A 25,285-nucleotide genomic window follows, 5' to 3' on the forward strand; every position below is an offset into this window, starting at 1 on the left:
GCATCGACATCGTCGTGGCGCAGGGTTACGAAGCCGGTGGCCACACGGGGGAGATCGCCTCCATGGTGCTGACCCCCGAGGTCGTCGAGGCGGTCGATCCGCTGCCCGTGCTGGCCGCCGGAGGCATCGGCAGCGGTCGGCAGGTGGCGGCCGCCCTCACCCTCGGCGCCCAGGGTGTGTGGCTCGGCTCCATCTGGCTGACCACCACAGAAGCGGACCTCCACTCGCCCGCCCTGACCCGCAAGCTTCTCGCCGCCGGGTCCGCAGACACCGTTCGTTCCCGCGCCCTGACCGGGAAGCCCGCGCGCCAGCTCCGCACCGAGTGGACCGACGCCTGGGACGACCCCGCCGGGCCCGGCACGCTGCCCATGCCCTTGCAGGGCCTGCTGGTCGCCGAGGCGGTCTCCCGCATCCAGAAGTACGAGGTCGAGCCGCTGCTCGGCACACCCGTGGGGCAGATCGTCGGCCGGATGACCAGCGAGCGCAGCGTCCAGGCCGTCTTCGACGACCTCACCCGCGGTTTCGAGCAGGCCGTCGACCGCATCAACCGCATCGCCGGAAGGAGCGGCCAGTCGTGAGCACACCCCCCACCGGCTTCTGGGCCCAGGCGGCCCAGAACCCCGACCGCACGGTCCTGATCGCCCCCGACGGCGAGCAGTGGACCGCCTCACGCCTGCATGCAGCCGCCAACCGGCTCGTCCACGGGCTGCGCGCGGCGGGCCTGGAGCGGGGCGACGCGTTCGCCGTCGTCCTGCCCAATGGCGTCGAGTTCTTCACCGCCTACCTGGCCGCGAGCCAGGCAGGGTTCTATCTCGTCCCGGTCAACCACCACCTGGTCGGCCCCGAGATCGCCTGGATCGTCGCCGACTCCGGAGCCAAGGTGCTCGTCGCCCACGAGCGCTTCGCCGTAGCGGCCCGCGAGGCCGCCGACGAGGCCGCTCTCCCGGCCACCCACCGCTACGCGGTCGGCACGGTCCAGGGCTTCCGGCCGTACCCCGAACTCCTCGACGGACAGCCCGGGTCCGCGCCCGCCGACCGAACTCTCGGCTGGGTCATGAACTACACCTCCGGTACGACCGGACGCCCGCGCGGCATCCGCCGCCCGCTGCCCGGCAAGCCCCCCGAGGAGGCCTACCTCGGCGGCTTCCTCGGGATCTTCGGCATCAGGCCGTTCGAGGGCAACGTCCATCTCGTGTGCTCACCGCTCTACCACACGGCCGTCCTCCAGTTCGCGGGCGCGTCCCTGCACATCGGCCACCTCCTGGTCCTCATGGACAAGTGGACCCCCGAGGAGATGCTGCGCCTCATCGACACCCACGGGTGCACCCACACCCATATGGTCCCGACCCAGTTCCACCGCCTGCTGGCCCTCCCCGACGAAGTGAAGGAGCGCTACGACGTCTCGTCCATGCGGCACGCCATTCACGGCGCCGCCCCCTGCCCGGACCATGTGAAGCGAGCCATGATCGACTGGTGGGGGCACTGTGTGGAGGAGTACTACGCGGCCAGCGAGGGCGGCGGAGCCTTCGCCACCGCCGAGGACTGGCTGAAGAAGCCCGGCACGGTCGGCAAGGCCTGGCCCATCAGCGAACTCGCGGTCTTCGACGACGACGGCAACCGCCTGCCGCCGGGCGGGCTCGGCACCGTCTACATGAAGATGAGCACCGGCGCCTTCTCGTACCACAAGGACCAGGCGAAGACCCGCAGGAACCGCATCGGCGACTTCTTCACCGTCGGGGACCTCGGCTTCCTGGACGAGGACGGCTACCTCTTCCTCCGCGACCGCAAGATCGACATGATCATCTCCGGCGGCGTCAACATCTACCCCGCCGAGATCGAGTCGGTCCTGCTCGCCCACCCCGCCGTCGCCGACGCCGCCGCCTTCGGCATCCCGCACGACGACTGGGGCGAGGAGGTCAAGGCCGTGGTCGAACCGGCCCCCGGGCACGAGCCGGGCCCGGCCCTCGCCGCGGCGCTGCTCGACCACTGTGCGCAGCGGCTCGCCGGGTACAAGCGGCCCAAGAGCGTCGACTTCACCACCGAGATGCCCCGTGATCCCAACGGCAAGCTGTACAAGCGGCGGCTGCGGGATCCGTACTGGGAGGGCCGCACCCGGATGGTGTGAGGGTGCTTGACCTGCGGCTGCGGCGGGCCGAGGATCGGCTGTCATGATGCAGGGACACGGCAGCACGGTCGACGGGGTGCTGCGGCGCAGTGCCAGGCGCACCCCGGCACGGGTCGCGGTGGAGTACCGCGAGCGCAGCTGGACGTACGAGGAACTCGACGATGCCGTCTCCCGCGCGGCGGGCCTCCTCCTCGCCGAGGGGCTCGCCCCGGGCGACCGGGTCGGTGCCTACGGCCACAACTCCGACGCCTACCTGATCGCCTTCCTCGCCTGCGCCCGCGCCGGTCTGGTGCATGTGCCGGTCAACCAGAACCTGACCGGCGACGACCTGGCGTACATCGTCGGCCAGTCGGGCAGCAGGGTCGTCCTCGCCGACCCGGGCCTCGCGGGCCGGCTGCCGGAGCGGGTACGGGTGGTCCCGCTGCGGGACACCGACGACTCCCTCCTCGCCCGGCTGGCCGGGGCGCCGCCCTGCGACGTACCCGAGGCGCGCACCGAGGACCTGGTGCAGCTGCTGTACACCTCCGGCACCACCGCCCTGCCCAAGGGCGCGATGATGACCCACCGGGCATTGGTGCACGAGTACCTGAGCGCGATCACCGCCCTCGACCTGAGCGCCGGCGACCGGCCCGTGCACGCGCTGCCCCTGTACCACTCGGCGCAGATGCACGTGTTCCTGCTGCCCTACCTCGCGGTCGGGGCGACCAGCATCATCCTGGACACCCCCGACGGGGACCGCCTGTTCGACCTCGTCGAAGCGGGCCGCGCGGACAGCCTGTTCGCACCGCCCACCGTGTGGATCGGCCTGGCGAACCGGCCCGACTTCGCCACGCGCGACCTGAGTGGTCTGCGCAAGGCCTACTACGGCGCCTCGATCATGCCCGTGCCGGTGCTGCGACGACTGCGTGAACGCCTGCCCGACCTGGCCTTCTTCAACTGCTTCGGGCAGAGCGAGATCGGCCCCCTGGCCACGGTGCTGGGGCCCGACGAGCACGAGGGCCGGCTGGACTCCTGCGGCCGGACCGTCCTGTTCGTGGACGCGCGCGTGGTCGACGACAAGGGCGAGGACGTGCCCGACGGTACGCCCGGTGAAATCGTCTACCGCTCACCGCAGTTGTGCGAGGGCTACTGGAACAGGCCCGAGGAGACCGCCGAGGCCTTCCGTGACGGCTGGTTCCACTCCGGCGACCTCGCCGTGCGGGACGCGGACGGCTACTTCACGATCGTCGACCGGGTGAAGGACGTCATCAACTCCGGTGGCGTGCTGGTGGCTTCCCGCCAGGTGGAGGACGCTCTCTACACCCATGAGGCGGTCGCCGAGGCCGCCGTGATCGGCCTGGCCGACGAGCGGTGGATCGAGGCGGTCACGGCGGTCGTCGTCGCACGTGGAGAGGTGACGGAGGATCAGCTGATTGCCCATGTCCGGGAGAAGCTCACGTCCTTCAAGGCGCCCAAGCGGGTGCTGTTCGTGGACGCGCTGCCGCGCAACGCCAGCGGGAAGATCCTCAAGCGGGACCTGCGGGAGCGGTTCAGCAGCTGACCCCGGACGCGCCGGGCAGCAGGGCGGCGGCGAGCCGGCGCCACTGCGGCAGCGCCAAGCTGCCCGGCTCGACGCCGATCACCTGCACCGCGTGCCGAGGTCCAGACGCTTCCCGCCGGTCGTCGTGCGCTCCCTCACTGGATCCATCGCGTCGCATCAATGTGGCTCACGCCCACACCCACCTCCACCGGGTCGGTGATCGCCGTCTCCATGGGGAAGTGCCGCTCGGGCTCACGCGGCCACTGCAGCATCTGCGGCCGCATCGGGTCGGACGGCGCCCGCAACGCGCTGGCCAGGTCAGGATCCGGGGAGGGGGCGATGTCCGTCATGCGTCCGGAGTACAGGTTCGCGCTGACGTTTCGAGATACGTCGATGCAGCCGGGGTCCGGTCACGAGCCGGCCGTCCCGCCGGTGCCGAGGAGCTCGTCCACGAGCCGGCGCGCGTACGTGGCGTCGAGCCCGGCCGGACGGAAGAGGATGCGGTACATGAAGGGGGCGACGACGCGGTCCATGACCGTCTCGACGTCGGGGACGTGGCCCTCGCGGCCCGTCGCCCGGGCGAGGATGACGTCGATCTGTTCGGCCGCGTAGGCCGAGCACCGGCCGGCGTTGCTGCCGTCCGGGTCACCGAGCAGGGCGTCGCGGATGTAGGCGCGGCCCGAAGGTGACGTCATCTCGTCGAGGAACTGCTCGGCCCAGGATGTCAGGTCGGAGCGCAGGTCACCGAGGTCCTCCGGTGCCGCGTCGGGCCGTAGGTGCTCCACCGCGACGTCCGACAGCAGCTCCTGGAGGTCGCCCCAGCGGCGGTAGATCGTCGATGGGGTGACCCCCGCGCGCTGGGCCACCAGCGGCACCGTCAGTGCGTCGCGGCCCACCTCCGACAGGAGTTCGCGTACAGCGGTGTGCACCGATGTCTGGACCCGGGCGCTGCGCCCGCCGGGGCGCACCATCTGTTTGCGACTCATGGGACCACCTTAGAGCACTTAAAGCACAATCCTTGCGTTTAGGGATCTCGGCCTGAACGGCTGCCTTCAGTCCGAGACCCCTCCCCGGCCCTCTCCCGGGCCCGTGCGCCGTTCTCAGGCGGCCGGTGCGAGCGCTCGGGCGGGCTGCTTCCGTTCGTAGGCGTGACCGCCCCGCAGGAGTGCCCGCTCCCCGAGCGGCCTGCCGAGCAGCTGCATGCCGATCGGCAGGCCCGCCGTGTCGTGGCCGACCGGGACGGACAGAGCGGGCACCCCGGTGATGTTGGCGGGTGCGGAAAGGCGCACGAAAGCGTCGGAGACGCCCTCGACCGTACCGTCGGGCCAGGTGATCGTCTCCTGGTCGGCTCCTACCGCGGTCGTCGGCACCGTCGGGGCGGCGATCACGTCGACCTCCCCCAGCATGCGGGCCCATTCCCGCTGCATCAGCGTCCGGGACCGCTGGGCGCGCAGGTAGTCCCCGGCGGTCATCAGCTCGCCGGCCTCCAGGAGGATGCGGACGTCCGCCCGGTACAGGTCGGGAACCGTGCGCAGCGTGCCCTCGTGGTAGGCGGTGGCCTCCGGCACCATGAGTCCCCACTGGGTCGCCTGGATGTACCGGGTCATCGGGATGTCGATCTCGACGAGCTGCGCGCCGAGGGCCTCCAGCTGCCCGACGGCGCGCCGGACGGCGGCCTCCACCTCCGCGTCGACGTGGTCGAAGTAGTAGGTGCGGGGCAGGCCGATCCGCAGCCCCGTCAGGTCCGTGTCCGCGCCCGGCCGGTAGTCCACCGCGGGGGCGGCCAGTGAGGCCGGGTCGCGCGGGTCGTGTCCGGCCAGGGCGGTCAGGACCATGGCGGCGTCCTCGACCGTGCGGGTGATCGGGCCGACGTGGTCCAGCGACCAGGACAGGGACGTGACGCCGTGACGGGGGACGAGACCGTACGTCGGCTTGAGGCCGACGACTCCGTTGAGCGCGGCGGGTACCCGGATCGATCCGCCGGTGTCGGTGCCCAGGGAGAAGGCCGCGGTGCCCGCGGCGACGGCGACGGCGGACCCGCCGCTGGATCCGCCGGCGACCCGGGTGCGGTCCCAGGCGTTGCTGGTCTGCGGGGTGGTCAGGCCATAGGCGAACTCGTGGGTGTGCGTCTTGCCGACCAGGATCGCACCGGCCGCCGTCAGACGGGAGACGACCGTGCTGTCGGCCTGAGCACGGTGGCCGGCGCGGACCCGGGAGCTGGCCGTGGTGGCCATGCCTGCGACGTCGATCAGGTCCTTGAGTCCCATCGGGATGCCGTGCAGGGGTCCCCGGTGGCGCCCGTGTGCCGCTTCGCGCTCGGCCTCGCGCGCAGCCCGGCGCGCCTGCTCCGCGGTGACCGTGACGTAGGCGTCGAGGTGCGGTTCGACCTGCTCGACGCGATCGAGGACCGAGTCCACCAGTTCGACGGGGGACAGCTCCCGGGCCCGGATCGCGTCCGCAGCGGCGGCGAGGGACAGCTCATACGCCTGCATCGTGCTGCTCCTCTCCCGCGCAGTACGCACCGGCGGGCGGGGTGTCCCCGAAGTCCAGTTCCCGCAGGAGCGCGACGACGGAGTGGATGTGGTCGGCGGTGGCCGCGACCGCGGTGTGCCGGTCGGCGGGCAGTACGAGCCCGGCACGGGCGGCCCACCGGGCCGCCTCCGGAGGCGTGAGTTCGGGGACGGACATGGGCGTCCTCTCCTGGTCGGGCGGGGACTGCAGGAGCCACCGCGCCAAAAGCTAACGGTTTGCTTTAGTCGACCGTAGGTCCTAGGGTGGCTTAAAGCAAATTCATTGCGTTTATCGGGAAGGAGTTCCCTTGCCCAGCGTCCTGTCCGACGCACCCGCGCACTGCTCCCGCCGGGCCGTCCCCGCGCGGGGGGCGCGCCGTACGGCGTCCTTCGCCCTCGACGCGTCGATACTGACGGCCCTCCTGGCCGCATCCAGTGCCCCGACGCCGCTGTACCCCGTCTACCAGGACCAGTGGCATCTGTCCCCACTCGCCGTCACGGTGGTCTTCAGCGCCTACTCCCTGGCGCTGCTGCTGGCCCTGCTCACCACCGGAGCACTCTCCGACCATGTGGGACGGCGCCCCGTCCTTGCGGGTTCCCTGATCGTGGAGGCCGCCTCCATGGCTCTCCTGGCTTCGGCGGACGGTGCGGGCTCCCTGACAGCCGCCCGGGTTCTGCAGGGTCTGGCCACCGGCGCGGCCACCAGCGCCGCAGGCGCGGCTCTCCTCGACCTGGCGGACCCCCGCCGCCCGGGCCGGTCCGCGCTGACCAACAGCATCGCCCCGGTCGCCGGCATGGCCGCAGGCGTCCTCGCCGCCACCCTCCTCGTCCGTTTCGCCCCCGCCCCCACTGTCACGGTCTACGTGCTGCTGGTGGCACTGTTCGTCGCCCAGGCGGTCGCGGTCACGTTCACCACGGAGACGGCCCACCGCCACTCGGGAGCGCTCCGGTCACTGCGCCCGCGGCTCGCCGTCCCGCCCACGGCCCGCCGTGCCCTGGTGCATGCCGGTACCGGGATCGTCGCCGTCTGGGCGCTGGGCGGCTTCTACTCCTCCCTCGGGCCGGCCCTGGTGCGCCTGGTGGCTCCCGACGCCCCGCAGGCAGCCCGCGGCATGGTCTTCTTCACCCTCAGCGCCGCTGCCGCGCTCACCGTGTGGACGCTGCGGCGCACCGCTCCCCTCGCCACGGCGATCGGCGGATGCCTCGCCGTCCTGCCCGCCGCGGTGCTGACCCTGAGCGGCCTGCACGGTGCCGGACTGCCCGCCGTCTACGGCGGTGCGGCACTGGCCGGCATCGCCTTCGGCGCCGTCTCCCAGGGGGCGTTGCGGATGATCCTCGCCTCGCTCGACGAGCAGGACCGCGCCGCGACCCTGGCCGCCTACTACGTCCTCGCCTACCTCTCCATGAGCCTGCCCGCGGTCGCCGCGGGCGCCGTTGCCCAGCACTACGGGCTCGGGACCGCCTCCCACGCCTACGCCGCCCTCGCTGCCCTTCTCGCGCTGGCAGCCCTGGCAGCGCTCACCGCGTCACGGCGCGGAACGCCCCGTCCCGCCGACGACCACCTCGACTGAACGGACGACCGCCCCCGCCGATCAGGGCCACAGGGCCACAGGGCCACACGGCCACAGGGCTGCAGAGTCACAGGGCCACACGGCCACAGGGCTGCAGAGTCACAGGGCCACAGGGCTGCAGAGTCACAGGGCCGCAGAACCACAGAGCCACAGAGCCACAGAGCCACAGATCTACAGAGCAAAGGAAACTTGAGACCATGCAGACTTCCCCCGCCACCCGCAACCCCTCCTGGACCGTGGGCGACATCACCGTCCAACGTGTCGACGAGGTCCTCCTGCCGCCCGCGACCGGATCGTGGCTGCTGCCCGACGCCACCCCCGAGGTGGTGGCCGGCGAGGAATGGCTGCACCCTCACTTCGCCGACCACGAAGGCGTCCTGCACATCGACAGCCACAGCTTCGCCTTCGTGGTGGACGGGCTGCGCGTTCTCGTGGACACCGGCGTCGGCAACGGCAAGGAACGGGCCAACCCGGCCTGGCACGACCTGAAGACCGACTTCCTGGAGCGCCTCACCGCCGGCGGCTTCTCCCCGGACTCCGTCGACCTGGTGATCCTCACCCACCTGCACGCCGACCACGTCGGCTGGAACACGCGGGAGGTGAACGGCGAGTGGGTCCCGACCTTCCCCGGCGCCCGCTACCTCACCTCCCGTACCGAGCGGGAGTTCTGGGCCTCGTACGACATGGAGGAGGCGCGCAGGCAGATGTTCCGTGACTCCGTGATCCCGGTCGAGGAGGCGGGTCTGCTCGACCTCGTCGACGTCCCGGCCGAGGGCGTCGAGATCGCCCCGGGCCTGCGCCTGACGCCCACGCCCGGCCACACCCCCGGCCACCTCGCCGTCGAGCTGACCAGCCGGGGGGAGAGGGCGCTGATCACCGGCGACTGCATCCACCATCCGGTCCAGTTCGCCCACCCCGCCATCGGCGCCTGCGTGGACATCGAACCGCAGCAGTCCGAGGCCTCGCGTCGCAAGGTGCTCGGCTCCCTGGCCGACACGGACGCCCTCGTCCTCGGCACCCACTTCGCGCCGCCCACCGCCGGCCGCGTGATCACGCACGGGGACGCCTACCGGCTGCTCCCCGTCCCCGCGGCCTGACGGGCCGCTTCGTGCCGCCGGAGTCGGCGAGAGGCCGCCTCCGTCAGGCCGTGCGTGCGGTGGATGCCCCGGACGCCGTTCGCGGGGTACGCGCGGGACGGGCGTCGTCGGCGAGGGCGCGCAGCAGGACGAGGGCGTCGGCGCTCGGGGTTCCGGGTTCGGCTGAGTAGACCAGCAGCCGCTGGCCGGGAGCGCTGGCGACGGTGAACGACTCGTAGTGCAGGTACATCTCGCCGACCTGCGAGTGCCACAGCGGTTTGTCGTCGCTGGTGCAGGGCCGCACTTCGTACCGGGCCCACAGGTCGGCGAAGGCCGGGCTGCGCAGGCAGAGTTCGCCGATGACCTGGGTGATGCGCGGGTCGTCCGGGTAAGGGGCGGCCTGCGCACGGAGGTTGCTGACGACGCCGCGGGCGGCGCGCTCCCAGTCCCGGTAGAACCGGCGGCCGGCCGGGTCGAGGAACAGCATCCGCAGCTGGTTGTCCATCCCGGCGAAGTCGCTGAACAACTGCCTCGCCGACGGATTGGCGGCAAGGATGTCCAGTGCCGGGCCGACGATACAGGCCGGCAGATCCAGGAAGTTGTTCATCAGCCGGGACAGCTCGGGGCTGACGGTGGCCACCGGGCCGGCGGCGGCTCGCGGCGCGGGCTGGGCCAGCTGGAACAGGTGCGCGGCGGCGTCGTGGTCGAGGCGCAGCGCGCGGGCGACCGCACCGAGTACCTGTTCCGACGGGTGCCGTTCGCGGCCCTGCTCGAGGCGCGTGTAGTAGTCGGTGCTGACTCCGGCGAGCAGCGCGACCTCCTCCCGGCGCAGGCCCTTGACCCGGCGGGAGGTGTGCGACGGCAGGCCCGCCTCCCGCGGCGAGACCAGATCGCGACGGGCGCGCAGAAAGTCGCCGAGCTCGTTCTCCCTCGTCATGCCTGCAACGGTACTGGCGCACGGGCCGGGCAGCCTGGGTGTGCTGCACCCTGGCTGGGAGGGGGTGCAGCACACCCTTCTCCGCCCGCCGCCGCCTTCCTAGCGTTGCCGACGCAACCTCGGAAGGAAGGCGTGAACACATGCGTCAACCGGTGACTGCGTCCCAAGTGGCCGCACCGCAGCGGATGAATCCCGCACTGACCCTGATCATGGCGGTGGCCTGCGGACTGACCGTGGCCAACCTCTACTACGCGCAACCGCTGCTCGAACTCGTGGCCCACTCCTTCGGCGTCGGCCAGGGCCCGGCAGCGACGGTGGTGACGCTGACCCAGGCCGGCTACGCACTGGGACTGCTGTTCCTGCTCCCGCTCGGCGACCTCGCCGAGAACCGCCGACTGGCGACACGGACGCTGCTCGTGACGGCGACCGCACTGCTGCTCGCCGCGGCGAGCCCGGTCTTCGGGATGTTCCTCGCCGTCTCGGTGCTGGTGGGGACGACGTCCGTGGTCGCGCAGATACTGGTGCCGCTGGCCGCCCACCTGGCCCCGCCCGAGCAGCGCGGCAAGGTCGTCGGCCAGGTGATGAGCGGGCTGCTGACCGGCATCCTGCTCGCCCGCACGGTGGCGAGCCTGGTCGCCGATCTGCTGGGCTGGCGGGCGATCTACGTGATCTCCGCGGCCCTGATGCTCGCCCTCGCCGTCGTCCTGCGCCGGATGCTGCCGCAGCGCGCACCGGACCACACGGCCGGCTACCGCACGCTGCTGGCCAGCCTGGGCGAGCTGGTGCGGCACGAGCCCGTCCTGCGCCGCCGGGCCCTGTGCCAGGCGAGCATGTTCGGGGCGTTCACCACCTTCTGGACGGCCATCGCCTATGAACTGATCGACGAACACCACTTCGGGCAGGTCCAGATCGCCCTCTTCGCACTGGTCGGTGCGGGCGGTGCGGCCGCCGCGCCGATCGCCGGCCGGATCGCGGACCGAGGCCACGGCCGCGGCGCCGGCGGGGCCGCGCTGCTGCTCGCCTCGGCGGCGTTCCTGCTCGCCGCCCTGGGGCACGGCAGCGTGCCTCTGCTGGTCCTGGCCGCGGTGCTGCTGGACTTCGCCGTGCAGTGCCACCAGGTGCTGAGCCAGCACGAGATCTACGCGCTGCGCGCCGATGCCCGTGCCCGCATCAACACCGTTTTCATGACCACGGTCTTCGTCGGCGGCGCCGGCTCCTCCGCCATGACCGGGGCACTGCACGCCGCCCACGGCTGGACCGGCGTCTGTGCCTTCGGGACGGCGCTGCCGCTGGCCGGTCTGCTGCTGTGGGCCCACGGCTGGTGGACGACCGCCCGCACCCGAGTCCGGACGGACGCCCCGCGGACCGCCGAGGCCGACCTCACCGTGGACGCCGTGTGACCGAACCCGCCGGACGAGGCCGGCCGCGGCGCCTCCGCACAATGCTTCAGGGCCCTACGGCTAGCGCGGCCGCAGGTCCACGATCCGGCGGATCTTGCCCACGGACCGCTCCAGCGTCTCCGGCTCCACGATCTCCACGTCCACCGACACACCGGCGCCGTCCTTCACGGCCGCGGCGATGGACAGGGCCGCCGCCTCCCGCACCTCGGGAGTGGCGCCGGGGCGGGCCTCGGCGCGCACGGTGAGTGCGTCGAGGCGGCCCTCCCGGGTCAGGCGCAGCTGGAAGTGCGGCGCCACGCCGGGGGTGCGCAGCACGATCTCCTCGATCTGGGTCGGGAACAGATTGACCCCGCGCAGGATCACCATGTCGTCACTGCGCCCGGTGACCTTCTCCATCCGCCGGAACACGCGGGCCGTGCCGGGCAGCAGCCGGGTCAGGTCCCGCGTCCGGTACCGGACGATCGGCATGGCCTCCTTGGTGAGCGAGGTGAACACCAGCTCGCCCCGCTCACCCTCCGGCAGCACCTCGCCCGTGATCGGGTCGACGACCTCCGGATAGAAGTGGTCCTCCCACACATGGAGGCCGTCCTTGGTCTCGGCGCACTCCTGGGCGACCCCCGGGCCGATCACCTCGGACAGCCCGTAGAGGTCGACGGCGTCGATCGCGAACCGCTCCTCGATCTCGCGCCGCATCTCCTCCGTCCACGGCTCGGCGCCGAAGACGCCGACCCGCAGCGAGGTGCCGCGCGGGTCCACGCCCTGCCGCTCGAACTCGTCGAGCAGCGTCAGCATGTACGACGGCGTGACCATGATGACGCCGGGTTCCAGATCGCGGATCAGCTGGACCTGACGGGCAGTCATGCCGCCGGACGCGGGGATGACCGTACAGCCCAGGCGCTCGGCACCGTAGTGGGCGCCCAGGCCCCCGGTGAACAGCCCGTAGCCGTAGGCCACGTGAACGATGTCACCCGGCCGTCCGCCCGCTGCCCGGAGCGAGCGCGCCACCATGTCGGCCCACATCGAAAGATCGTTGTCCGTGTAGCCGACCACCGTGGGCAGGCCCGTGGTGCCGCTGGAGGCATGGAGACGGCGGATGCGTTCGCGGGGGACGGCGAACATGCCGTAGGGGTAGTGCTCGCGGAGGTCGGCCTTGGTGGTGAACGGGAAGTGCGCCAGGTCGGCGAGCGAGCGGCAGTCCTCCGGGCGGACGCCGGCCTTGTCGAAGGAGTCCCGGTAGAAGGGCACGTGGTCGTAGGCGTGCCGCAGCGAGGTGCGCAGCCGCTCCAGCTGGAGCGCCCGCAGCTCCTCGGGCCCGAGCCGCTCGCCCGCGTCGAGCAGGTCCGTCGCATCTGCCATCGGGACTTCTCCCTCGCGATCCGCGCATTATGGACGACCGATCATTCGGTCGATGTGTTCGGGGTCAGTAATTCAGGGCGTCCGGCTCCAGACAAGGGGTCTGCCCGGACTTTCTCGGCGGCGTCTCACAGAATGGGCATGTGGAACTGCGACGGGAACTGCTGCCCCCGGCCGTGCCGGCGGATCGACTGGCGGAGCTGTGCGAGGAGATCGAGCGGATCGAGAGGCTGCTCCACGAGGACCCGGACGCGGGGCGGCGGGCGGTCGACGCCTTCAACGCGGCGACCGGCAAGGCGTACGATCCGTCGGCCTTCCCGACCCGGTGTGGATCCCTCGATCTGGCGGAGTTCGCCCTGCAGGCGGCCCGGCCTGCGTGGCCACGCGTGCCGGACGTCACCCGCGCGGAACTGATCGAGATCGTCCGCCGGATCATGGCGGGACCAGGAGATCCCGACACCGACCACTACCTGCTGGTGCTGGAGACCAACGTCGCCCACCCCCGGGTCACCGACGTTCTCCTGCACCCGCCCGCCCACCTCGCGGACGCCCCACCCGAGCGGATCGTCGACGAGCTGTCGGCCTACCGGCCCATCGCCCTGTGAGCGCGCTCCCCGGGGGGCGCCGGGCCCTCGCCCCGTCCGAAAGGGCGTTGCGACCCGTGCGGCGGGCCAGGAGGATGATCCGCATGCCGACCTTCACCGCGGCCGACGGAACCCGGCTCGCCTACCACCTGCGGGGTGACGGCGAGACCCTCGCCGTGCTGCCCGGCGGACCGATGCGCGCCTCCGCCTACTTCGGGGACCTGGGCGGACTGACCGCCCACCGCCGCCTTGCCCTGCTGGACCTGCGGGGCACCGGGGACTCCGCGGTGCCGGACGACCCGGCGACGTACCGCTGCGACCGGATGGTCGAGGACGTGGAGGTGTGGCGCGCCCACATGGGCCTGGAACACATGGATCTGGTCGCGCACTCGGCGGGCGCCTGTCTCGCGCTGCTCTACGCGGCCCGCCACCCCCACCGGATACGGCGGCTCGTACTGATCACCCCCAACCCGTCGGCCCTCGGCATGCGGACGACGCCCGAGGACCGGCTGGCCGCGGCCCGCCTGCGGGCGGACGAGCCGTGGTACGCGCAGGCGTTTCCCGCGTTCGAGGCGTGGCTCGCGGGCGAGGCCGACTTCGACGAGGCCGTCATGCCGTTCTTCTACGGCCGCTGGGACGAGGCGGCCCGCGCCCACGACGGGGCGACCGAGGAGCAGACCAACGACGAGGCCGGCGACCGGTACTTCGCCGAGGGCGCCTTCACGCCGGAGGTCACCCGGGCCGCGCTCGCCACCCTGACCGCCCCGGTCCTGGTGTACGGCGGCGAACTCGACGGCGGCCCTCGCCCCGGTCTCGCCCGCCGCGCCGCGGAGGTCTTCCCGAACGCCGAGCCGGCCGTCCAGCCCGGCGCCGGACACTACCCGTGGCTGGACGACCCGGAATGGTTCGTGGACCGTGTCCGCGCGTTTCTCGACGGGAGCGGGCCGGCTCTGCCGCCGGCGGCTCAGCAGTCCGCGGCCGCCGCCACCTCCCGTGCCCACCGGTAGTCCGCCTTGCCGCTCGGGGACCGCTGGATGGAGTCCGTGAGCACCAGCTGGCGCGGGACCTTGTATCCGGCCAGCCGGGTGCGGCAGTGGTCCTGGATGTCGTTCAGCGACGGCCGCCGCGCGCCCTCGCGCAGCTGCACCACGGCCGCCACATGGTTGCCCCACGTGGCGTCCGGAACTCCGGCGACCAGCGCGTCGTACACGTCCGGATGGGCCTTGAGCGCCTGCTCGACCTCCTCCGGGTACACCTTCTCGCCCCCGGTGTTGATGCACTGCGAGCCCCGGCCGAGGACGGTGACCACGCCCTCCTCGTCCACCGTCGCCATGTCGCCGAGCAGCACCCAGCGCTGTCCGTCCTTCTCGAAGAACGTCTCGGTGGTTTTGCGTACGTCGTTGTAGTAGCCGAGCGGCACGTGGCCGCACTGGGCGACCCGGCCGATCTCGCCCACGGCGACCAGCTCGTGCGTCGCCGGATCCACCACCTGCGTACGGGAGTTGACCCGGATGCGGAAGCCGCGCTCGGGGCCCGAGTCGTCCGTCGCCGTTCCGTTGAAGCCCGACTCGGAGGAACCGAAGTTGTTCAGCAGCACGGCGTTCGGTACCAGCTCCCGGAACTGCCGGCGGACGGTCTCCGACATGATCGCGCCCGACGAGGAGACGCTGAACAGCGCCGAGCAGTCCGTGTCCTTCATCGGTCCGCCCAGGGCGTCGATCAGCGGCCGGAGCATCGCGTCCCCGACCAGCGACATGCTGGTCACCTTCTCCTTCTCGACGGTACGCAGCACCTCCTCGGGCACGAACTTGCGGTGCAGCACGACCCGCTGGCCGAAGTTGAAGCCGATGAAGGCGGTCAGGGTCGAGGTGCCGTGCATCAGCGGGGGAGTGGGGAAGAAGGTGATGCCCGCCCCGCCCGCCGCGACCCGCTCGGCCAGTTCCTGCGGCGTCTTCACCGGTTCGCCCGTCGGTGCGCCGCCGCCCAGACCGGCGAAGAACAGGTCCTCCTGCCGCCACATGACGCCCTTGGGCATGCCGGTCGTGCCGCCGGTGTAGATGATGAACTGGTCGTCGCCCGACCGGGCCGAAAAGCCCCGCCCGGCCGACCCGGACGCCTCGGCCCGTGTGAACGGGACGGCACCGGGCACCTCGGCCGGACCGCCCACGCACAGCAGGTGCCGCAGCTGCGGCGCACGTGGCAGCGCCGCCGCCACCCGGTCGCCGAACTCCGCGTCGAAGACGAGTGCGGCGAGGTCCGCGTCCCGGTAGAGGTAGACCAGTTCCTCCTCGACGTAGCGGTAGTTGACGTTGACCGGGACGACGCGCGCCTTGAGGCAGCCGAGGACCGTCTGCAGGTATTCGACACCGTTGTACAGGTGCAGGCCCAGGTGCTCCCCGGGGCGTATCCCGCTGTCGGCCAGGTGGTGGGCGATGCGGTTGGCGGCCGCGTCCAGCTCCGCGTAGGTCAGGCGGCGTTCCGCGCCGGTGCCGGGATGGTCGAGGTACACGAGGGCCTCGCGGTCCGGTACCACGTCGACGACCGACTCGAACAGATCGGCAAGGTTGAACTCCACCGCTCCTCCTGACCTCCGACGGCCGGGCGATCCACCGGTTCGCCGGTCATCAGAGCAAAGGGCGCCGCAACTGTGAAGGGTCCGCGCAAGGAAATCTGACTGCCTGTCAGAAAACCCTTGAAGTGCCTCACCGCCTCCTGCAACCTGTTCTCGTTCTTACCGAGGGGAGATGGGCAATGGGTGGGACCGAACACCTCACCGTGCAGCGCGAAGGCGCCACACTGGTGCTCACGCTCAACAGGCCCGAAGCGAAGAACGCGCTCTCGCTTCCCATGCTCGTCGGCCTGTACGACGGTTGGACCGAGGCCGACGAGGACGACGCGATCCGCTCGATCGTGCTCACCGGGGCCGGGGGCGCCTTCTGTGCCGGAATGGACCTCAAGGCCCTGGCCGGCGACGGCATGGCAGGGCAGCACTACCGCGACCGGCTCAAGGCCGACCCCGATCTGCACTGGAAGGCCATGCTGCGCCACCACCGCCCCCGCAAACCGGTGATCGCCGCCGTCGAGGGGTACTGCGTGGCCGGGGGCACCGAGATCCTCCAAGGCACCGACATCCGGGTCGCGGGCGCGTCCGCGACCTTCGGCCTGTTCGAGGTCAGGCGCGGCCTGTTCCCGATCGGAGGCTCGACCGTCCGGCTGCAGCGCCAGATCCCGCGCACCCACGCCCTGGAGATGCTGCTCACCGGGCGGCCGTACAGCGCCGAGGAGGCCGCCGCCATCGGGCTGATCGGGCACGTCGTCCCCGACGGAGGCGCACTCGCCAGGGCGCTGGAGATCGCCGAGCAGATCAACGCCTGCGGACCGCTCGCCGTCGAGGCCGTCAAGGCGTCGGTGTACGAGACCGCCGAGATGACCGAGACCGACGGACTCGCCGCCGAACTCGCCCGCGGCTGGCCCGTCTTCGACACCGCCGACGCCAAGGAGGGCGCCCGCGCCTTCGCGCAGAAGCGTCCGCCCGTCTACAAGCGCGCCTGACCCGAGGAGCCCCCGATGCCCGAAGTCCTCAAAGCCCCTCTCGTGGTCGAGTTCCCCTTCACCCGGTCCCTCGGCCCCGTCCAGAGCGCGTTCCTCACCGGACTGCGCGAACGCGTGGTCCTCGGCGTGAGGGCCGCGGACGGCCGCACGCTCGTGCCGCCCGTGGAGTACGACCCCGTCTCCGCCGAGGAGATCCGCGACCTCGTGGAAGTCGCCCCCACGGGCACGGTCACCACCTGGGCCTGGAACCACGAGCCGCGCCGCGGCCAGCCGCTTGCCACCCCCTTCGCCTGGGTCCTGGTCCGGCTCGACGGCGCCGACACCGCCCTGCTGCACGCCCTGGACGCCCCGGGCCCCGAGGCCGTCCGCACCGGCACGAGGGTGCGGATCCGGTGGGCCGAAGACCGCACCGGAGCCATCACGGACATCGCGTGCTTCGAGCCGTACGACGGCGCACCGGAACAACCGGGCGCTCACACGGGCGAGTTCGAGAACCCCCTCACCGGCATCGTCGCCCCGGCACGGCTCGACTACACCTACTCGCCCGGCCGCGCCCAGTCCGCCTACATCCACGCCCTCTCCGGACAACGGACCGTCGGCGAGCGCTGCCCCTCCTGCCGCAAGGTGTACGTCCCTCCGAGGGGTGCCTGCCCCACCTGTGGCGTCGCCACGTTCGAACAGGTCGAGGTGGGGCCCCGGGGCACGGTGACCACCTACTGCATCGTCAACATCAAGGCCAGGAACCTCGACATCGAGGTGCCCTACGTCTACGCACACATCGCCCTCGACGGCGCCGACCTCGCCCTGCACGCCCGCATCGGCGGCATCCCCTACGACGAGGTGCGCATGGGACAGCGGGTCGAGCCCGTGTGGACACCAGGAGCGCGCTACCCCGATCACTACCGGCCCACCGGCGAACCCGACGCCGACTACGACACCTACAAGGAGCTGCTGTGACAAGGGAGATCGCGGTCGTCGCCTTCGCCCAGACCGACCACCGGCGCTCCACCGAGGAGTCCTCCGAGGTCGAGATGCTCATGCCGGTCCTGCACGAGGTCCTGGAGCGGACCGGGCTGAAGGCCTCCGACATCGGCTTCACCTGCTCCGGCTCCAGCGACTACCTCGCCGGCCGGGCCTTCTCCTTCACCCTCGCCCTGGACGGCGTCGGCGCCTGGCCGCCCATCTCCGAGTCGCACGTCGAGATGGACGGCGCCTGGGCCCTGTACGAGGCATGGACCAAGCTGCTCACCGGGGACGCCGACACCGCGCTCGTCTACTCGTACGGCAAGTGCTCACCGGGTTCGGTGCGGGACGTACTGACCCGGCAGCTCGACCCGTACTACGTGGCTCCCCTGTGGCCCGATGCCGTGGCCCTGGCCGCCCTCCAGGCGCAGGCCCTCATCGACGCGGGGGAGACCGACGAACCCGCGCTCGCCGCGGTCGGCGCCCGCAGCGGGGCCGACGCCGCCGCCAACCCCCATGCACAGCGGAAGGGGCCGGTGCCCCCGGGCGACTACGTCGTACGCCCTCTGCGCACCGGCGACTGCCCGCCCGTCGGCGACGGCGCCGCCGCCGTGATCCTCGCGGCGGGGGAGCGGGCCAGGCAACTGTGCGAGCGGCCCGCCTGGATCCGGGGCATCGACCACCGCATCGAGGCCCACTCCCTGGGTGTGCGCGACCTCACCGACTCGCCGTCCGCCCGGCTGGCCGCCGAGAAGGCCGGCGCCTTCGAACGGCCGGTCGACACCGCCGAGTTGCACGCCCCCTTCAGCTCGCAGGAGGTCGTGCTGCGCAGGGCGCTCCGGCTCGGCGACGGCGTCCGCGTCAACCCCTCCGGCGGTGCCCTCGCCGCCAACCCGGTGATGGCCGCCGGACTCATCCGCATCGGCGAGGCCGCCGCCCGCATCCACCGCGGTGCGTCCGACCGCGCGCTCGCCCACGCCACCTCCGGGCCCTGCCTGCAACAGAACCTGGTCGCCGTACTCGAAGGGGATCCACGATGAGCAAGGAGCCCGTGGCCGTCGTAGGCGTCGGCCAGACCAAACACGTGGCCGCCCGCCGGGACGTGTCGATCGCCGGCCTCGTCCGCGAGGCGGCCCTCGCCGCGCTCCAGGACGCGGAGCTGAGCTGGGCCGACATCGACGCCGTCGTCATCGGCAAGGCGCCCGACTTCTTCGAGGGCGTGATGATGCCCGAGCTGTACCTCGCCGACGCCCTCGGCGCGGTGGGCAAGCCGATGCTCCGGGTGCACACCGCCGGATCGGTCGGGGGATCCACCGCGCTGGTCGCCGCGAACCTGGTCGCGGCACGCGTCCACGGCACCGTCCTCACCCTCGCCTTCGAAAAGCAGTCCGAGTCCAACGCCATGTGGGGCCTGTCCCTGCCGATCCCCTTCCAGCAGCCCCTGCTCGCCGGGGCGGGCGGCTTCTTCGCCCCGCACGTACGCGCGTACATTCGGCGAAGCGGCGCCCCCGACACCGTCGGCTCCCTCGTCGCCTACAAGGACCGGCGCAACGCCCTGAAGAACCCCTGCGCCCACCTCCACGAGCACGACATTACGCTGGAGAAGGTCCAGGCCTCGCCCATGCTGTGGGACCCGATCCGCTACTCCGAGACCTGCCCGTCCTCGGACGGCGCCTGCGCCATGGTCCTCACCGACCGAGCCGGAGCCGCCCGTGCGCCCCGGCCGCCGGCCTGGATGCTCGGCGGCGCCATGCGCAGCGAGCCGACCCTCTTCGCGGGCAAGGACTTCGTCTCCCCGCAGGCCGGCAAGGACTGCGCCGCCGACGTCTACCGGCAGGCCGGCATCGCCGACCCGCGCCGGGACATCGACGCCGTCGAGATGTACGTGCCGTTCTCCTGGTACGAGCCCATGTGGCTGGAGAACCTCGGGTTCGCCGAGGCGGGCGAGGGCTGGAAACTCACCGAGTCCGGGGTGACCGAGCTGGACGGCGACCTGCCCGTCAACATGTCGGGCGGCGTGCTGTCCACCAACCCCATCGGCGCCTCCGGCATGATCCGCTTCGCCGAGGCCGCACTCCAAGTGCGCGGTCAGGCCGGGGAACACCAGGTGGACGGCGCTCGCAAGGTGCTCGGGCACGCCTACGGCGGCGGTTCCCAGTTCTTCTCCATGTGGCTGGTGGGATCACAGCCCCCCGCCTCCTGAAAGGTCCTCCCGACACGGCCTGTCCGCCGTCGTAACCGCTCGCTAGGCTGACCGCGGACGACGAACCGGGAGGAGCACGGACGTGGCCGAGACCACCATCCAGCAGCAGCCGTTCGCGGGCTGGGACAAGCCGGAGCTGGACCTCAGCAAGGCCGAGTGGCAGTCCAGCAGCCGAGGGCTGGGCGATGTCCAGATCGCCTTTGTCGAGGGATTCATCGCGATGCGCAACAGCGGCCGCCCGCAAAGCCCTTCCCTGATCTTCACCCCGGCGGAGTGGGGCGCGTTCGTCTCCGGCGCACGGGAAGGGGAGTTCGACCTGACCTGAGCGCCCTCACCGTCGGTCCTCCCGGTGTCCCGGGCGGCACCGGAGCCGATCCGGGCGTGTTGAGCGCGGATTTCCGGACACGCGATCAACAGCGCCCGGCCGGGGCCCATGCCTGAGCGAGGCTGGCACCGGCACGGGAAGGTCGTGTTCCGGAAGTGAGGAAAGATGAGCAGTGCGCCGGTCATCGCCGCGGTCGACGGCTCCGAGGACAGCCGGCGGGCCCTGGAATGGGCCCTGGAAGCCGCCCGCCGCCGCGCGGCCGAGCTGCGGGTGGTGCACGTACGGCAGTACGCCGCCTGGGGACAGGCGGACGTGCTGGTCGCCGGGCCGCCCGACGCGGGGGGCGACCCGGTGCTCGACGAGGTGCGCGCCCTGCTGCGGGACCGCCCGGACGCCCCGGCCGTGGAGTACGTGGCCCTGGAGGGCGTACCGGGCGCGGTACTGCCCGAACTGGGCGCGGACGCCCAGCTGTTGGTCCTCGGCTCACGGGGCCGCGGCGGCTTCGCCAGCCTGCTGCTCGGCTCCAACGGCCTGGCCGCCGCACGTGACGCCGCATGCCCGGTGGTCGTCGTGCCCCGGCCCGGCCGCGAGGTCCACGGGGACGGGCCCGCGGAGCCCGGGCCCCGCGTGGTCGTCGGCGTGCACGCCGACAGTCCGGACGATGCCACCCTCGACTTCGCCTTCACCGAGGCCGCCCTGCACAAGGCCCGCGTCCAGGCCGTCGCCGCCTACCCCTGGCCGGTGCAGACCTGGTCCGCCCCCGGCCAGCTGGTGCCGCCGCCGATCGACGAGGACGCCGTCGGGAACGAGACCCGGTCCCTCGCCGAGGGCTTCCTCGCCCCGCACCGCAAGCGGCACCCCGACGTGCGCGCCGACGTGGAGGCCCTGCCCGGAGACGCTGCCGGTCACCTGGTTGCCGCGTCCAAGGACGCCGACCTGGTCGTGGTCGGCCGGCACCGGCGGAGCCTGCTCGCCCCCGCCCGCATGATGGGCTCGGTCACCCAGGCCGTGCTGCTGCACGCGGCGAGCCCCGTGGCGGTCGTACCGCCGTCGCCGCCACAGGAGTGACCCCGTCGCGCCCGGGCACCGGCACGCTCCGTGACGGACGGATGCGTACGGGCGTCCCCCGAGAGCGCGCCCGCACGTCGCCGACCACGCGTGTACACGTACCATGGCCGCATGTCGTTCCTCCGCCGCCGCAGCGCCACTCCTGCCGGACCCGACTTCGACGTGCTGGCCATGGACCCGGGCGACTGGCCGGGCAACCTCGGCGCGGGCCAGCTGCCCGCGCCCGACGGCACCTGCCAGGGCGTCTTCCTGCGCTACGACCTGTTCGGCGGCCGCGGCCCCGCCATGATCATCGGCAACCTCCCCGAGGGCTCCCCGGCCCGGGAGGTCACCGAGGGCGAGATCCCCTTCGAGGTGGGCCAGCTGCTGCTGGCGCTGGAGAACGACGAGGAGGTCACCGTCGTCGGCACCGAGGACACCCCGGTCCTCCAGGGCGACAACCTGCTGATCGTGCGCCGCCTGAAGCTCTCCGAGAGCCGCATCTCCTGCGTCCAGTTCGACCGCAGCGACGGCATCCTCGTGACCATCGCCGCCTGGGACCGCCCCATCACCGACGACCTGTACGCCCTGCTGAAGCCGCTCCCGGCGGAGCTGTTCCAGCAGGGCTGACCAGGGGTCCCGCTACCGGACGGCCCCCTCCAGGCGGACGTCCGCGGCCCGCACGAACGCCACCCGGTGGCCGTACTGGATCTCGTAGTACAGATCCTTGCCGACCACGACCCGGTGCGAGTCGGTGGTGAAGGTGACCGAGTAGTAGTACTCGCCCGGCACCACGTCACCGACCACGTACTTCTGCCCCGCCGGAATCGTGTACGGCAGCGCCACCACGGACTGGGCGGGCACCCCCGCCGGGTAGGCCTCCTTCTCCGGGTACGCCCTGCCGTACACCGGGACGCTCGCCAGGCCGTCCTTCGGAGTGACGACGAGGCCGGACGCCGGCACCGCCGTGGGCTCCTTGCGCGGATTCTCGAACCAGGCCTTCTGCCCGAGGTACCAGATTGCCGTCCAGTCGCCCCAGCGGTCGGCGACCGCGTACTGCTGGCCGGTGGAGGCCCGGGAGGACAGGTCGTTCACCCCGTCGGTCGGTGCCCTGCCCAGGCCGATGTCCTTGATCAGCGGTGCGTTCTCGTCATGGTCGGAATAGAGCCGCACCTCGCCGGAGCCGTGCGCCGTGCAGGGCTCGCCCGCGGTGGTGCAGCCCGTGTACACCGGCTGGTTGTCGGCGTAGTCCGGCAGGATCGTCACCAGAGGGGAGTGCCGGCCGCCCGTGGGCTCGAAGGGGTGGCCCAGCAGGTGGAAGTAGTGGCGCCAGTCCCAGTACGGACCCGGGTCCGTGTGCATGCCGGGGATGGTGGACGTGGTCGGCCCGGGCACATTGTCGTGGCCCAGGATGTGCTGCCGGTCCAGCGGGATGTCGTAGGTCCGGGCCAGGTACTTCACCAGACGCGCCGAGGACCGGTACATCGCCTCCGTGTACCAGGCGTCCGGCGCGGCGAGGAAGCCCTCGTGCTCGATGCCGACGGACTTCGCGTTGACGTACCAGTTGCCCGCGTGCCAGGCGACGTCCGCCGCCTTGACGTGCTGGGCGATCAGACCGTCGGTGGACCGGATGGTGTAGTTCCAGGACACATAAGTGGGGTCCTGGACCAGATGGAGCACCCCGTCCCAGGTGCCCTCCGTGTCATGGATGACGATGTACTTGATGCTCTGTGATCCCGGGCGGTCGCCGAGGTCGTGGTTGCCGTAGTCGTCGTCCCCGAACTGGGCGTACGGCGCGGGGATCCACTCGCAGGACACCGAACGCGGGCATTCGGTGCCGTCCGCCGGGACCGTCCGCAGCCCGGCCAGCTTCAGCTGGGCGGTGTCGGCGACGACGTGCGGCTGGGCGGCGAGGACGACCAGCTGGCCGTCGTCGGTGGTGCGCTCCTCGCCGGTGTGCAGCACGTCGTACACGTCGTTCGCGTAGGCCGCCGCGGTCGCCGCGTCGTCCGCGCCGGAGAAGCGGGCCACCGCGCCGTACCAGTCGGCCGGGTCGGAGCTGAACGGCTCGCCCAGTTCCTTCTGGGCGGCCGCGAGCAGGGCGGCGCCGCCCGCGATGTTGGCGGCCGGGTCGGAACGCAGCCGTGCTGCGGCAAGGCCGGTCAGCCCGGCCGCCCTGGGCAGCGTCTTGAGGCGGGCCGGGAGCGCCGATGCGGCCGGCAGCCTGATGTCGGGGTGGAGGGCCGCACGGGCGGTGTCGCCGCGGGCGTCCTCGGTGCCCTCGGCGAGGTGCTCGGTCGTGGCGAGCGCGGTGCGGGCGTCGGTGAGGTGCATCGGGCCGTAGCCGCCGCTCACACTGGGCGCTCCGGCGTGCGTGTCCCAGCGGGACTGGAGATAGGAGACGGCCAGCAGGACGCTCAGCGGCACGTGGTACTCGTCGGCCGCGGTGGCGTAGGCGTGCTGGAGCCGGTCGGTGGAGGGTGAGGTGGCGCCCGGGGCGGGGGCCGCGCCGAGCAGCGGCAGCAGCAGGGTCGCGGAGGCGAGTGTGCCGGCGGTCCGTCGCAGATGTCTGTGGCCGGGTGCGGGTCTGGGGTCGGTGGCGGAACCTCGCAATGCTGCCTCCTGTGACGGGCGGGGCGTGGCGGGGCGTGGCGGGGCGTGGCGGGGCGTGCGGCGCCGAGCTGGGACAGTGGTACCGGCTGGCCGACGATCCGTCAATAATGCCTTCACGAACCTGATTTCCCATGTCACGGAGGGTTTCGGCGAGTTTCGCCAGGGCGGTGCGCGGGCCTGCGGGGCGTCAGAGGCGTACACCAGTGGGCGTCCGCGGACCGTGGTCCGGACACACGAAGGTCCGCGATGCGCCGCCGCTCTGGGCGCACCGCGGAGCCGTCGTCCCCGTCAGCGAGTGCCGACCGCAGCGCGCACGGCCCTGCGGGCCAGCTGACAGTCGTCGTGCAGCCGCCTGAGCAGCAGCCGCTGTTCCTCGCCGGACGGCGCAGCACTCGGGTGGGCCGTACCCGGTGCCGCCGGGGTCGTGTCGTGCATCGAGCGCTGCACGGCCGTCTCGTAGGTGCGGATCTCCCGGGTCAGCACGAGCATCAGGTTCACCAGGAAGGCGTCCCGGGAGGCAGGGCCCGCCGCCTGGGCGATCTGGCTGATCTGACGCCGGGCCACCGGCGCGTCCCCGAGGACCAGCCACAGCGTCGCCAGGTCGTACCCCGGCAGATACCAGCCCGCGTGCTCCCAGTCCACCAGCACTGGACCGGCCGGTGACAACAGGACGTTCGACAGCAGGGCGTCGCCGTGGCAGAACTGGCCCATCCCCTGGCGGCCCGCCGCGTGCGCGATGCCGTGCAGCAGCTTCTGCAGGTCTCCCAGGTCCCGGTCGGTCAGCAGCCCCAGCTCGTGGTAGCGGGAGATGCGGGCCGCATAGTCCAGGGGGGCGTCGAAGGTGCCCGCCGGAGGCCGCCAGGCGTTCAGCCGGCAGATGGCGCCGAGCGCGGCCCGGATGTCCGGCCGGGGCGGGGCCTCCACCGGATGCCGCTGGAGCGCCGCCACCCGGCCGGGCATGCGCTCGATCACCAGGGTGCAGTTGTCCGGGTCCGCCGCGATCAGCCTGGGCACCCGCACCGGCGGCCGGTGCCGGACGAACGAGCGGTATGCCGCTATTTCGTGGCGGATCCGCTCCGACCAGGCGGGCGAGTGGTCCAGGAGGCACTTGGCCACGGCCGTGCTGCGCCCCGTCGTCCCGACGAGAAGGACGGACCGCCCGCTGCGGCGCAGTACCTGCACCGGAGAGAACTCCGGACAGATCCGGTGCACCGAGGCGATCGCGGTGCGCAGCTGCGATCCCTGGGGACCGGACAAGTCGAGTCTCCCGCTGAGCGGTTGGGTACCGGGCTGGCCCGGAACGCGCCGCGGTCGGCCCGCGCCCAGCGCGGGGGCTCCCGGCCGCGCCACCGGGTCGAGGTACGGCCCGCCGCCCGCCGGGCGGGGACGCAGCGGCCGGGGCGGAGCGGACACGGAGGACGATGCTGCGTACATGGGAGATACAGATCCCTTCGTGTGCCTGCGGTGCCTGCCTGTGGGTCCGAGCTCAAAGTCGTGCTCGAAGCTC

24 protein-coding genes are annotated in these 25,285 nt (G+C 72.1%); 15 read left to right on the top strand and 9 right to left on the bottom strand.

Going from position 1 to position 25,285, the window contains the following annotated elements; genetic code table 11:
* The 3 genes from AB0H32_RS14215 to AB0H32_RS14225 all read left to right on the top strand — a co-directional run.
* Window positions 1-578 (top strand): nitronate monooxygenase (locus tag AB0H32_RS14215; RefSeq protein ID WP_361119208.1); only part of this gene is annotated, 578 nt, incomplete at its 5' end.
* Entirely contained in the window at window positions 575-2,125 is a 1,551-nt protein-coding gene (locus tag AB0H32_RS14220; protein WP_361119210.1) for an acyl-CoA synthetase, read from the top strand. The genes AB0H32_RS14215 and AB0H32_RS14220, both read left to right, overlap by 4 nt.
* Before the next feature lie 43 nt (window positions 2,126-2,168).
* Window positions 2,169-3,665, top strand: a complete 1,497-nt coding sequence (locus tag AB0H32_RS14225) for an acyl-CoA synthetase (protein WP_361119212.1) — start codon at window positions 2,169-2,171, stop codon at window positions 3,663-3,665.
* A 134-nt stretch (window positions 3,666-3,799) separates the two neighbouring features.
* On the opposite strand, the gene AB0H32_RS14230 is transcribed toward AB0H32_RS14225, so the two are convergent.
* The 4 genes from AB0H32_RS14230 to AB0H32_RS14245 form a co-directional block, all read right to left on the bottom strand.
* Entirely contained in the window at window positions 3,800-3,994 is a 195-nt protein-coding gene (locus tag AB0H32_RS14230; RefSeq protein WP_361119214.1) for a hypothetical protein, read from the bottom strand.
* Between the two features lie 60 nt (window positions 3,995-4,054).
* Window positions 4,055-4,630, bottom strand: a complete 576-nt coding sequence (locus AB0H32_RS14235; protein WP_361119216.1) for a TetR/AcrR family transcriptional regulator — start codon at window positions 4,628-4,630, stop codon at window positions 4,055-4,057.
* 114 nt (window positions 4,631-4,744) lie between these two features.
* Window positions 4,745-6,136, bottom strand: a complete 1,392-nt coding sequence (locus AB0H32_RS14240; protein WP_361119218.1) for an amidase — start codon at window positions 6,134-6,136, stop codon at window positions 4,745-4,747.
* Window positions 6,123-6,332: a hypothetical protein gene (locus AB0H32_RS14245; RefSeq protein ID WP_361119220.1), complete on the bottom strand. Its 210-nt coding sequence runs from the start codon at window positions 6,330-6,332 to the stop codon at window positions 6,123-6,125. The genes AB0H32_RS14240 and AB0H32_RS14245 overlap by 14 nt, the downstream gene beginning before the upstream one ends.
* A 130-nt stretch (window positions 6,333-6,462) precedes the next feature.
* Here AB0H32_RS14245 and AB0H32_RS14250 point away from each other — a divergent pair, with 130 nt between their 5' ends.
* Entirely contained in the window at window positions 6,463-7,725 is a 1,263-nt protein-coding gene (locus AB0H32_RS14250) for an MFS transporter (protein WP_361119221.1), read from the top strand.
* A gap of 197 nt (window positions 7,726-7,922) precedes the next feature.
* A complete protein-coding gene (locus tag AB0H32_RS14255; RefSeq protein ID WP_361119223.1) occupies window positions 7,923-8,822 on the top strand; it encodes an MBL fold metallo-hydrolase in 900 nt (299 codons plus the stop codon).
* 43 nt (window positions 8,823-8,865) lie between these two features.
* Here AB0H32_RS14255 and AB0H32_RS14260 read toward each other — a convergent pair whose 3' ends face one another.
* Window positions 8,866-9,738 (bottom strand): helix-turn-helix transcriptional regulator, encoded by an 873-nt coding sequence (locus AB0H32_RS14260; protein ID WP_361119225.1) that lies wholly within the window; start codon window positions 9,736-9,738, stop codon window positions 8,866-8,868.
* A 140-nt stretch (window positions 9,739-9,878) separates the two neighbouring features.
* On the opposite strand from AB0H32_RS14260, the gene AB0H32_RS14265 reads away from it, so the two are divergent.
* Window positions 9,879-11,138, top strand: a complete 1,260-nt coding sequence (locus AB0H32_RS14265; protein ID WP_361119227.1) for an MFS transporter — start codon at window positions 9,879-9,881, stop codon at window positions 11,136-11,138.
* A gap of 60 nt (window positions 11,139-11,198) precedes the next feature.
* Here the strand turns inward: AB0H32_RS14265 and paaK are convergent, their stop codons facing one another.
* A complete protein-coding gene (gene paaK, locus AB0H32_RS14270) occupies window positions 11,199-12,494 on the bottom strand; it encodes a phenylacetate--CoA ligase PaaK (RefSeq protein WP_361119229.1) in 1,296 nt (431 codons plus the stop codon).
* Between the two features lie 140 nt (window positions 12,495-12,634).
* Here paaK and AB0H32_RS14275 point away from each other — a divergent pair, with 140 nt between their 5' ends.
* On the top strand, window positions 12,635-13,096 hold the full coding sequence (locus AB0H32_RS14275; protein WP_361119231.1) for a hypothetical protein: 462 nt from the start codon (window positions 12,635-12,637) through the stop codon (window positions 13,094-13,096).
* Between the two features lie 83 nt (window positions 13,097-13,179).
* Complete coding sequence (locus AB0H32_RS14280) at window positions 13,180-14,082, top strand: alpha/beta hydrolase (RefSeq protein ID WP_361119233.1); 903 nt, start codon at window positions 13,180-13,182, stop codon at window positions 14,080-14,082.
* Here the strand turns inward: AB0H32_RS14280 and AB0H32_RS14285 are convergent.
* On the bottom strand, window positions 14,040-15,650 hold the full coding sequence (locus AB0H32_RS14285) for an acyl-CoA synthetase (RefSeq protein ID WP_361119235.1): 1,611 nt from the start codon (window positions 15,648-15,650) through the stop codon (window positions 14,040-14,042). The genes AB0H32_RS14280 and AB0H32_RS14285 overlap by 43 nt on opposite strands.
* Window positions 15,651-15,826: 176 nt before the next feature.
* On the opposite strand from AB0H32_RS14285, the gene AB0H32_RS14290 reads away from it, so the two are divergent.
* The 7 genes from AB0H32_RS14290 (at window position 15,827) to AB0H32_RS14320 (ending at window position 21,795) form a co-directional block, all read left to right on the top strand.
* Window positions 15,827-16,627, top strand: a complete 801-nt coding sequence (locus AB0H32_RS14290; RefSeq protein WP_361119237.1) for a crotonase/enoyl-CoA hydratase family protein — start codon at window positions 15,827-15,829, stop codon at window positions 16,625-16,627.
* Between the two features lie 15 nt (window positions 16,628-16,642).
* Entirely contained in the window at window positions 16,643-17,584 is a 942-nt protein-coding gene (locus AB0H32_RS14295; protein WP_361119239.1) for an OB-fold domain-containing protein, read from the top strand.
* Window positions 17,581-18,630 carry a thiolase domain-containing protein gene (locus AB0H32_RS14300; RefSeq protein WP_361119241.1) on the top strand — a complete coding sequence of 350 codons (1,050 nt, stop codon included), beginning with the start codon at window positions 17,581-17,583 and terminating at the stop codon, window positions 18,628-18,630. The genes AB0H32_RS14295 and AB0H32_RS14300 overlap by 4 nt, the downstream gene beginning before the upstream one ends.
* Window positions 18,627-19,793 (top strand): thiolase domain-containing protein, encoded by a 1,167-nt coding sequence (locus tag AB0H32_RS14305; protein WP_361119242.1) that lies wholly within the window; start codon window positions 18,627-18,629, stop codon window positions 19,791-19,793. Before AB0H32_RS14300 ends, AB0H32_RS14305 begins: the two co-directional genes overlap by 4 nt.
* An 82-nt stretch (window positions 19,794-19,875) precedes the next feature.
* Window positions 19,876-20,118 (top strand): DUF397 domain-containing protein, encoded by a 243-nt coding sequence (locus AB0H32_RS14310; protein ID WP_361119244.1) that lies wholly within the window; start codon window positions 19,876-19,878, stop codon window positions 20,116-20,118.
* A gap of 165 nt (window positions 20,119-20,283) precedes the next feature.
* Window positions 20,284-21,186, top strand: a complete 903-nt coding sequence (locus tag AB0H32_RS14315) for a universal stress protein (protein WP_361119246.1) — start codon at window positions 20,284-20,286, stop codon at window positions 21,184-21,186.
* A gap of 111 nt (window positions 21,187-21,297) precedes the next feature.
* Window positions 21,298-21,795 (top strand): hypothetical protein, encoded by a 498-nt coding sequence (locus AB0H32_RS14320; protein ID WP_361119248.1) that lies wholly within the window; start codon window positions 21,298-21,300, stop codon window positions 21,793-21,795.
* Between the two features lie 12 nt (window positions 21,796-21,807).
* On the opposite strand, the gene AB0H32_RS14325 is transcribed toward AB0H32_RS14320, so the two are convergent.
* A complete protein-coding gene (locus AB0H32_RS14325; RefSeq protein WP_361119250.1) occupies window positions 21,808-23,778 on the bottom strand; it encodes a peptidoglycan recognition family protein in 1,971 nt (656 codons plus the stop codon).
* 288 nt (window positions 23,779-24,066) lie between these two features.
* Complete coding sequence (locus AB0H32_RS14330; protein WP_361119252.1) at window positions 24,067-25,212, bottom strand: aminoglycoside phosphotransferase family protein; 1,146 nt, start codon at window positions 25,210-25,212, stop codon at window positions 24,067-24,069.
* Between the last annotated feature and the right edge of the window lie 73 nt (window positions 25,213-25,285).

It is taken from the genome of Streptomyces sp. NPDC020362, from assembly GCF_040642095.1.
Taxonomy (GTDB): domain Bacteria; phylum Actinomycetota; class Actinomycetes; order Streptomycetales; family Streptomycetaceae; genus Streptomyces.

Excerpts from the sequence above, each read along its gene's own strand:
- AB0H32_RS14225 (WP_361119212.1), top strand. The coding sequence starts at position 2,169 with ATGATGCAGGGACACGGCAGCACGGTCGACGGGGTGCTGCGGCGCAGT.
- AB0H32_RS14230 (WP_361119214.1), bottom strand. The coding sequence starts at position 3,994 with ATGACGGACATCGCCCCCTCCCCGGATCCTGACCTGGCCAGCGCGTTG.
- AB0H32_RS14235 (WP_361119216.1), bottom strand. The coding sequence starts at position 4,630 with ATGAGTCGCAAACAGATGGTGCGCCCCGGCGGGCGCAGCGCCCGGGTC.
- AB0H32_RS14240 (WP_361119218.1), bottom strand. The coding sequence starts at position 6,136 with ATGCAGGCGTATGAGCTGTCCCTCGCCGCCGCTGCGGACGCGATCCGG.
- AB0H32_RS14245 (WP_361119220.1), bottom strand. The coding sequence starts at position 6,332 with ATGTCCGTCCCCGAACTCACGCCTCCGGAGGCGGCCCGGTGGGCCGCC.
- AB0H32_RS14255 (WP_361119223.1), top strand. The coding sequence starts at position 7,923 with ATGCAGACTTCCCCCGCCACCCGCAACCCCTCCTGGACCGTGGGCGAC.
- AB0H32_RS14260 (WP_361119225.1), bottom strand. The coding sequence starts at position 9,738 with ATGACGAGGGAGAACGAGCTCGGCGACTTTCTGCGCGCCCGTCGCGAT.
- AB0H32_RS14265 (WP_361119227.1), top strand. The coding sequence starts at position 9,879 with ATGCGTCAACCGGTGACTGCGTCCCAAGTGGCCGCACCGCAGCGGATG.
- paaK (WP_361119229.1), bottom strand. The coding sequence starts at position 12,494 with ATGGCAGATGCGACGGACCTGCTCGACGCGGGCGAGCGGCTCGGGCCC.
- AB0H32_RS14280 (WP_361119233.1), top strand. The coding sequence starts at position 13,180 with ATGCCGACCTTCACCGCGGCCGACGGAACCCGGCTCGCCTACCACCTG.
- AB0H32_RS14290 (WP_361119237.1), top strand. The coding sequence starts at position 15,827 with ATGGGTGGGACCGAACACCTCACCGTGCAGCGCGAAGGCGCCACACTG.
- AB0H32_RS14295 (WP_361119239.1), top strand. The coding sequence starts at position 16,643 with ATGCCCGAAGTCCTCAAAGCCCCTCTCGTGGTCGAGTTCCCCTTCACC.
- AB0H32_RS14305 (WP_361119242.1), top strand. The coding sequence starts at position 18,627 with ATGAGCAAGGAGCCCGTGGCCGTCGTAGGCGTCGGCCAGACCAAACAC.
- AB0H32_RS14315 (WP_361119246.1), top strand. The coding sequence starts at position 20,284 with ATGAGCAGTGCGCCGGTCATCGCCGCGGTCGACGGCTCCGAGGACAGC.
- AB0H32_RS14320 (WP_361119248.1), top strand. The coding sequence starts at position 21,298 with ATGTCGTTCCTCCGCCGCCGCAGCGCCACTCCTGCCGGACCCGACTTC.
- AB0H32_RS14330 (WP_361119252.1), bottom strand. The coding sequence starts at position 25,212 with ATGTACGCAGCATCGTCCTCCGTGTCCGCTCCGCCCCGGCCGCTGCGT.